The 6,531-nt window shown below is 41.8% G+C and carries 5 protein-coding genes; 1 reads left to right on the forward strand and 4 read right to left on the reverse strand.

Going from position 1 to position 6,531, the window contains the following annotated elements:
• Positions 1–104: 104 nt before the first annotated feature.
• The 4 genes from BSI_RS02925 to BSI_RS02910 all read right to left on the reverse strand — a co-directional run bounded on the left by BSI_RS02925 (position 105) and on the right by BSI_RS02910 (position 5,018).
• Positions 105–1,541, reverse strand: coding sequence for a SulP family inorganic anion transporter (locus tag BSI_RS02925; RefSeq protein ID WP_003241487.1), 1,437 nt, complete (start codon positions 1,539–1,541; stop codon positions 105–107).
• Between the two features lie 240 nt (positions 1,542–1,781).
• The gene (locus BSI_RS02920) at positions 1,782–2,828 is read right to left on the reverse strand and encodes a zinc-dependent alcohol dehydrogenase (protein ID WP_003241489.1); all 1,047 of its coding nucleotides are present in this window, start codon (positions 2,826–2,828) and stop codon (positions 1,782–1,784) included.
• Positions 2,803–3,753 carry an inositol monophosphatase family protein gene (locus tag BSI_RS02915; protein WP_003241493.1) on the reverse strand — a complete coding sequence of 317 codons (951 nt, stop codon included), beginning with the start codon at positions 3,751–3,753 and terminating at the stop codon, positions 2,803–2,805. Before BSI_RS02915 ends, BSI_RS02920 begins: the two co-directional genes overlap by 26 nt.
• The gene (locus tag BSI_RS02910) at positions 3,750–5,018 is read right to left on the reverse strand and encodes an aspartate aminotransferase family protein (RefSeq protein WP_003241495.1); all 1,269 of its coding nucleotides are present in this window, start codon (positions 5,016–5,018) and stop codon (positions 3,750–3,752) included. The genes BSI_RS02915 and BSI_RS02910 overlap by 4 nt, the downstream gene beginning before the upstream one ends.
• A 270-nt stretch (positions 5,019–5,288) precedes the next feature.
• Between BSI_RS02910 and BSI_RS02905 the strand changes: the two genes are divergently transcribed.
• Positions 5,289–6,512 carry an MFS transporter gene (locus BSI_RS02905; RefSeq protein ID WP_003241497.1) on the forward strand — a complete coding sequence of 408 codons (1,224 nt, stop codon included), beginning with the start codon at positions 5,289–5,291 and terminating at the stop codon, positions 6,510–6,512.
• The last annotated feature ends 19 nt before the right edge of the window (positions 6,513–6,531 follow it).

The raw sequence follows: 6,531 nt of genomic DNA on the forward strand, positions 1-6,531 counted from the left end.
GCAAGTCCCCTATTTAAAATTTCTCTTCTCTCTATTATATCAATGCTGTTCAACCGTATGTTATATAAAAAAGCCCAGATCTCGTTCATCTGGACTTCCCTATTTTATGTCATCTGTTTCATAAGGGCTTTACTCGCATTGTTCAAACCTTTTAACTCAGCTTCAATGCCTTGTTCTTTAAATTTCGCAACAATCTTATCAAGCGCTGCCGCTCCTGAATCATCCCAAACGTGAGATTCAGTTAAGTCAATCACGACCCGTTCAATATCCTCTTGATAAATAAACGCATTCGTAAGATCAGTCACTGACGCAAAAAAGATTTGCCCCTTCACTTGATACGTTCTCAGCTTTTGATCCTCTGCATGTGAAACAATTTTCAGCTTCGAGATTTTTGCCACAAAGAATACGGCACTTAAGAGAACGCCGACGAATACGCCTTTAGATAAGTCATCCGTCACAACAACCGTCATCACAGTCACAACCATGACAATCGAGTCGGTGAGCGGCGCTTTTTTAAGGCCTTTTATAGAAGACCAATCAAATGTGCCGACAGAAACCATCACCATAACAGCCACTAACGCAGCCATCGGAATTTTCACTACAACCTGACTTAACACCGCAATTAAAAACATCAGAAATGCACCGGCAACAAATGCTGACAAGCGTCCTCGTCCGCCCGCTTTCGTATTAATGACAGATTGTCCGATCATAGCGCAGCCAGCCATACCGCCAAAGAACCCGGTCACGATATTCGCAATTCCCTGTCCGCGGCTCTCTTTATTTTTGTCACTATCCGTATCCGTCATCTCATCAATAATCTGTGCTGTCAGTAAAGATTCTAGCAACCCGACAAACGCTAAAGCGATGGAATAAGGAAAAATGATTTGCAGTGTTTCAAAGGTAAACGGAACATCCGGGATTAAGAAATGAGGCAATGAACTAGAAATATTCCCCATATCCCCGACCGTCCGCACATCCACATGGAAAGTGACAGCAATAATCGTCATCACAATAATCGCGACAAGCGGAGACGGAACCGCAGTCGTAAACCTCGGCAGCACATAAATAATAACCAACGACCCGGCAAGCATCGCATACATGCTCCAAGAAGCACCTTCAAACTGAGGGAGCTGCGCAGAGAAGATAAGGATCGCCAGCGCATTCACAAACCCGATCATCACAGAACGCGGGATGAATTTCATTAATCTAGCTATTTTACTGATGCCTAAAATCACCTGAATGATTCCTGTCAAAATCGTAGCCGCAAATAAATACTGAAGCCCATGATCAGCAACCAGCGACACCATAACGACCGCCATTGAGCCAGTCGCAGCTGAAATCATGCCTGGTCTGCCGCCAAAAATAGAAATAATAATGGCTATACAAAATGAAGCGTAAAGACCGACCATCGGATCAACACCGGCTATAATAGAAAAGCCAATCGCTTCAGGTATTAACGCTAATGCAACTAAAATGCCAGCAAGAATGTCTTTTCGGATATTTCCGAACCATTGCTGTTTTAATGTAAAACTATTATTCAAATATAACGACTCCTTTTAAAAAAATAAATCCGCACCGTATCTGTTGTATTGGGAGCTTTCTTTATTTCACGGGAGAAAGTGAAAAGGAAAACGATCGGAGAAAAAGGGGAAACGTTGAGTATATTGTATTGAGGCAAGGAGTTATTATACAAAGAGTATCATATTAAATTTTATTCAAATACGCAAGGTGAATGCTGAAGAAAAATATGGCTCAAACTAAGTTTGAGCCATATCGCTGCATTATATCATATCCGGATGGGAAACAAGAATCGTTTTAACTGCGGCAATATCTTTTCTCTCATTTGACAACGGATCTATGCCCATCAATTCCTGGATGGCAGCCTCATAGTTCTCAAGCGGGGTTTTCTCCGTAATCAGTTCAGAAAGCTGAGGCATGTCCGCGGCACATGATACCGCATCCTCCATGATTTGTCGAGCCTCTCCGGTTCCAACAATCGTCACCCCGTTAGAAAGCAGCTGAAAAGGCCTGATTTTCATTTCATACGTATCATCAAACCCCATCGGCACAAGCCTTCCGCCCTTGTCAATTAACGGATATGCCCAATCAAGCTGATTGCCGATCGCGTCAAAGATCACATCAAATGTTCTTCCTTGGTTAATCCGCCTGACCTCATCTGCCGTTAAATCCTGCGGGTGATAAACATAGTCAGATATCCGGCGTGCCGCTTCTGACCGATACTCTCCGATCTCGGTCGCAACGGTCAGCCTTGATAGTTTTTTCACCATCATTTGAACAAGCAGCCCAATCGGTCCTGACCCTAATACAAGTACAGAATCGTCAGGTTTTATTGCAGCCCGCTCTATCACATTTAATACACAGGAAAGCGGCTCAATCAAAGTGGCTCGTTCCCATTCCATATTGTCCGGGATTTTATACATAAAACGGTCCTCGCCTACGTAATAATCGGCAAAAGTGCCATGCGCCCCTAATCCCAGCTGCCAGTCTTCAAACGTTTCACAATAACAAGTTAAACCTTTCCGGCAATAATAACACTTCCCGCAAAACTGAGTCGGATCAATTACCACGCGATCACCAGGCTTAACGTTTTTAACATCAGGCCCTGTTTCTGTCACCACTCCCACAGATTCGTGTCCTAGGATCATATTGTGAGTCGCATGCATCTTTCCTTTTAGAACATTTAAATCCGTTCCGCAGATGCCTGTCCCGTATATTTTAACTTTCACATCGTTCATTTTTTTGATTTGAGGTTCTTCTACTTCTTGCATTTCAAGCCGATCATTAGGAGTCCAGACCAACGCTTTCATATGTCTCTTCCTTTCTGTCCCAGCGAATTTGATCCAGCAGCTTCTGATGCAGCTCCTTCGTTGATGCAGCGATGCATGACTGCTGGTTATTGTAGCTAAGATCCGTCAGAAGTGTATCATCCAAGGACTTTCCATACGCATCAGTAATCACAACACCTGCTTTTTTCGCCAAAAACACACTTGCGGCAATATCATATGGAAACAGATGCAGGACCTGCCCATTCCCCACATCCTGAAAATCTTTCAGCAGCGCAGGATCGTCTTTTAATAAACGATTGCCGATATCCACATAGGCATCCATCTGCCCTGTAATAATCCTGGAGATTGAATAAGAAGCGCTATTGAAAACAAATACGCCGCCATTATTCGCTGACTGATCAATCAAATGACCGTAAGCATCAATCATCAGGTGCGCGGGATGCCCATTAAACTCAAGGCTCCAGAACATATGTTTAATGTCTGTCACTTTGCTCAGATTTGGCAGGGTGCCACGATAGCCTTCATAATAAATCCCTTCAGAATAAACATCCGCGTACATATAGGCACCTGTTTTCAGCTCAAGCAGAAAAGCAAATTCAATATCCTTAATCTTTGCATCAGGCTTGTATGCAGCTAATGCGATAGAGATACAAGACATTTCAAGTCCTGCAGCTGCCGGGCGGGTGCCGTCAATCGGATCAACGATCAAAATATATTGAGGATTGTCCCCAAATACCTTCAGGCCGCCATCTTCCGTATAAAACGCAACTGATTCCTCTTTGCTATTCACATATTCCAGCACTGCATTCTCGGCAGCGGCATCAATGTTAAACTGTGCATCTCCGCCTGGGGAATACCCATTAACTAACCGGTTTTTCAGTGTTCCTTTCTGTCCCTTCACTTCTTCATAAACAAATTTTCCAAGCTCTATAATATATTCTTTCACTTGATATCCTCCAATAGCTTACGAAGTTTGAAACAAAGCACCTCAGCCTCACTAAGTGTAATCGTGAGAGGCGGACGGATTTTAAATACATTTCCGAATCCATAACGGGAAGTCCGTAAAATTAACCCATAATCCATAGCCCGTTTCGCAATGTAATTGGTCAGCTCTACATCAGGCTCATTATTCTCTTTTACAATTTCAACACCGATCATCAAACCTACGCCTCTGACGTCAGCAATAAATGTGAATTCTTTCTTCATGTGCTCTAAGGAATCCATAATGTAATTCCCGACAGTTGTTACATTTTCTAAGAAGCCCGGCCGCTGCATGATTTCGATTGTCTTACAAGCAGCTGCCGAGGCCATCACGTTCGATCCATAAGTAAATGAGTGATTGTGGCCGGCTAATCCCATGTATTTTTCTTCTGTGAGGGTGGCGGCAACCTGGAATCCCGTGCCTCCCAATCCTTTTGCAACAGTCATCATATTCGGTTTCACATCAAAGTAATCAGCGGCAAACATCTTGCCTGTCCGACCGAATCCGGTTTGAATTTCATCAAAAATAAGTGCAATATCATGCTCATCACAGAGCTTTCTTAATTGCTTAAAGTACTCCTTAGGCGGAACGATGTTTCCTCCGTTACCGGAAATCGGTTCAATAATCATCGCGGCAATTTTTCCGTTACTCGCATATTCAATAAAATCATTAATTCTTTCTACACAAAGCATTCCGCATGAATCTGGCTTCTGATTGTAAAAACAACGATTGCAATAGGGGTCAGGTACCTGTAAGCCAAAAGAAAACTGAGGGGGGAATGGCTCTCTTCGAAATGAATTTCCGGATAACGCAGACATCATATACGTTTGGCCAAGGTGGCTTCGGAATAAAGAAATGACATCTGTTTTTCCAGAATAGTTTTGAGCCATTTTAATAGCTCCTTCATTCGCAGCAGAGCCGCTGCTAACCTTAGGGTGAACTTTAGTGAGATTGTCGGGGGAGATTTCTACAAGTTTTTCAGCTAGTTTATTAACGGCGTTGGTTTGGTAGGAAGAAGTGACGTGTATCAGCTGGTCAGCCTGTTCTTTGACTGTATCAATAACTTCTTTATTGGTATAACCTAAATTTAAGTTGAAAGTAGCAGAGGCACAATCAATATACTCATTGCCCTCTGAATCGTACAAATAGATGCCTTCACCTCTTTCCATGACAACGTCATCCACTTTGTAATACAAACTGTCTGGATTCGTAATTTCTTTAGTCCCCACTACCAACACCCCTATTCTTAAAATATGTAAAACTCGTTAATCATCGTATAAATTCTAGAAATTAATGTCAACTAGATAAATAGTAAAAATTGTTAACTATTTGTTAACGTTTGCATGGGGGGTTTCTATTCAAACTTCATATGTTATGATAGAAATAAATGGGTTTATTGTAAAAAACTAAATACAAACAGAGTAAAAAGCTTATTTTTACTACCAGTCCTATTATGTAAATCCTAGGTGAGTATTATTTTTATTAAAGGAGATTAATGAATGAAAACTCGTTTACTGTGGATTGGATGTTTATCTTACGGATCAATCGCCTTTACTCTCGTTATCCTTGGTGCTGTCCTGCCGGAGTTGCTTTCCCATTACGCACAAAGCTACAGTAACGGCGGAGTATTAGTATTTTCGCAATTTATGGGGTTTTTAATTGGTGTACTGGGAATGCCTTATGCAGTAAAGAGATTGGGCCGAAGAAAAGTAGTTGTTATTGGACTTGCCATGATCAGCTGCGAATTGTTTATTTATTTCCTTCCTCCATGGCCTCTGCTTTTTCTTCTTGTCAGTATGGCTGGACTTGGCGCCGGACTCGTAGAATCTTGTGTAGGAACAATTATCCTAACAGCAATTAAAGAAAAACAAGCAATTGCCATGAGTAAGATGGAAGTAGCGTACGGTTTAGGAGCCCTTTTCATGCCGTTGCTGTCTGGTTTCTTAATCAGCAATAATGTATGGGCATTGGCCTTTCTTGTATTGGGGTTAAGTTCATTTCTTTTGATGCTTGTTTGGAGCCGAATGAGTTTTGGCAGTTTAGACGATTTACTCATCCGTCAAACAAACACTTCGGGCAATGGTAAACAACAAGCACCTATCAGTTTTCGAAAACATGGCTTACTGTTTATTTCTTTAGCAGCTGCTTACTTCTTTTTTTATGGAGGCAGTGAAGTATCGATTGTTCACTTTATCCCTTCCATCTTCGCTGAAAAGTGGGAGATCTCTAACTCCTTAGCAACATTGACGGTAACAATATATTGGATCGGCATGATCATTGGCCGTTTACTGACTGGCCCGGTTTCCGAAAAACTAACCTATCATCGTTATCTCAGGCTGATTAACATCGGCGGCCTCATTTCACTTTGTATTTTAGCAATTAGTAATACGGCTTTTACAGGGTTTGTTCTGTGTTTCTTCTTAGGGTTATTTATGGCTGGTATGTTTGCCATTGCTTTAATTATCACCAATCAATTCTACCCTGGAAAAACAGAACAAACGACAAGCATGCTGCTCGCTGCCAATGGATTAGGCGGTTCTATCCTGCCAATCGCAGTCGGATGGAGTCTAGATGAGTTCCCCGTACAAACTGCATTTTGGTTATTTACGACTCTCATGTTGATCATGCTGGGGATTGTATTAGTATTAAAAATATTAGAGAACTTGAAAAGCAGAAAGCTCAATAAAATGAATACTGAAGAAAGCAAATCAGTACAGATATAAAACAAAAAAACCCAGCTCA

It is taken from the genome of Bacillus inaquosorum KCTC 13429 (assembly GCF_000332645.1).
In the GTDB taxonomy this organism is placed as follows: Bacteria; Bacillota; Bacilli; order Bacillales; family Bacillaceae; genus Bacillus; species Bacillus inaquosorum.

Coding starts and splice junctions, on each gene's coding strand:
- BSI_RS02920 (WP_003241489.1), bottom strand. CDS start 2,828: ATGAAAGCGTTGGTCTGGACTCCTAATGATCGGCTTGAAATGCAAGAA.
- BSI_RS02905 (WP_003241497.1), top strand. CDS start 5,289: ATGAAAACTCGTTTACTGTGGATTGGATGTTTATCTTACGGATCAATC.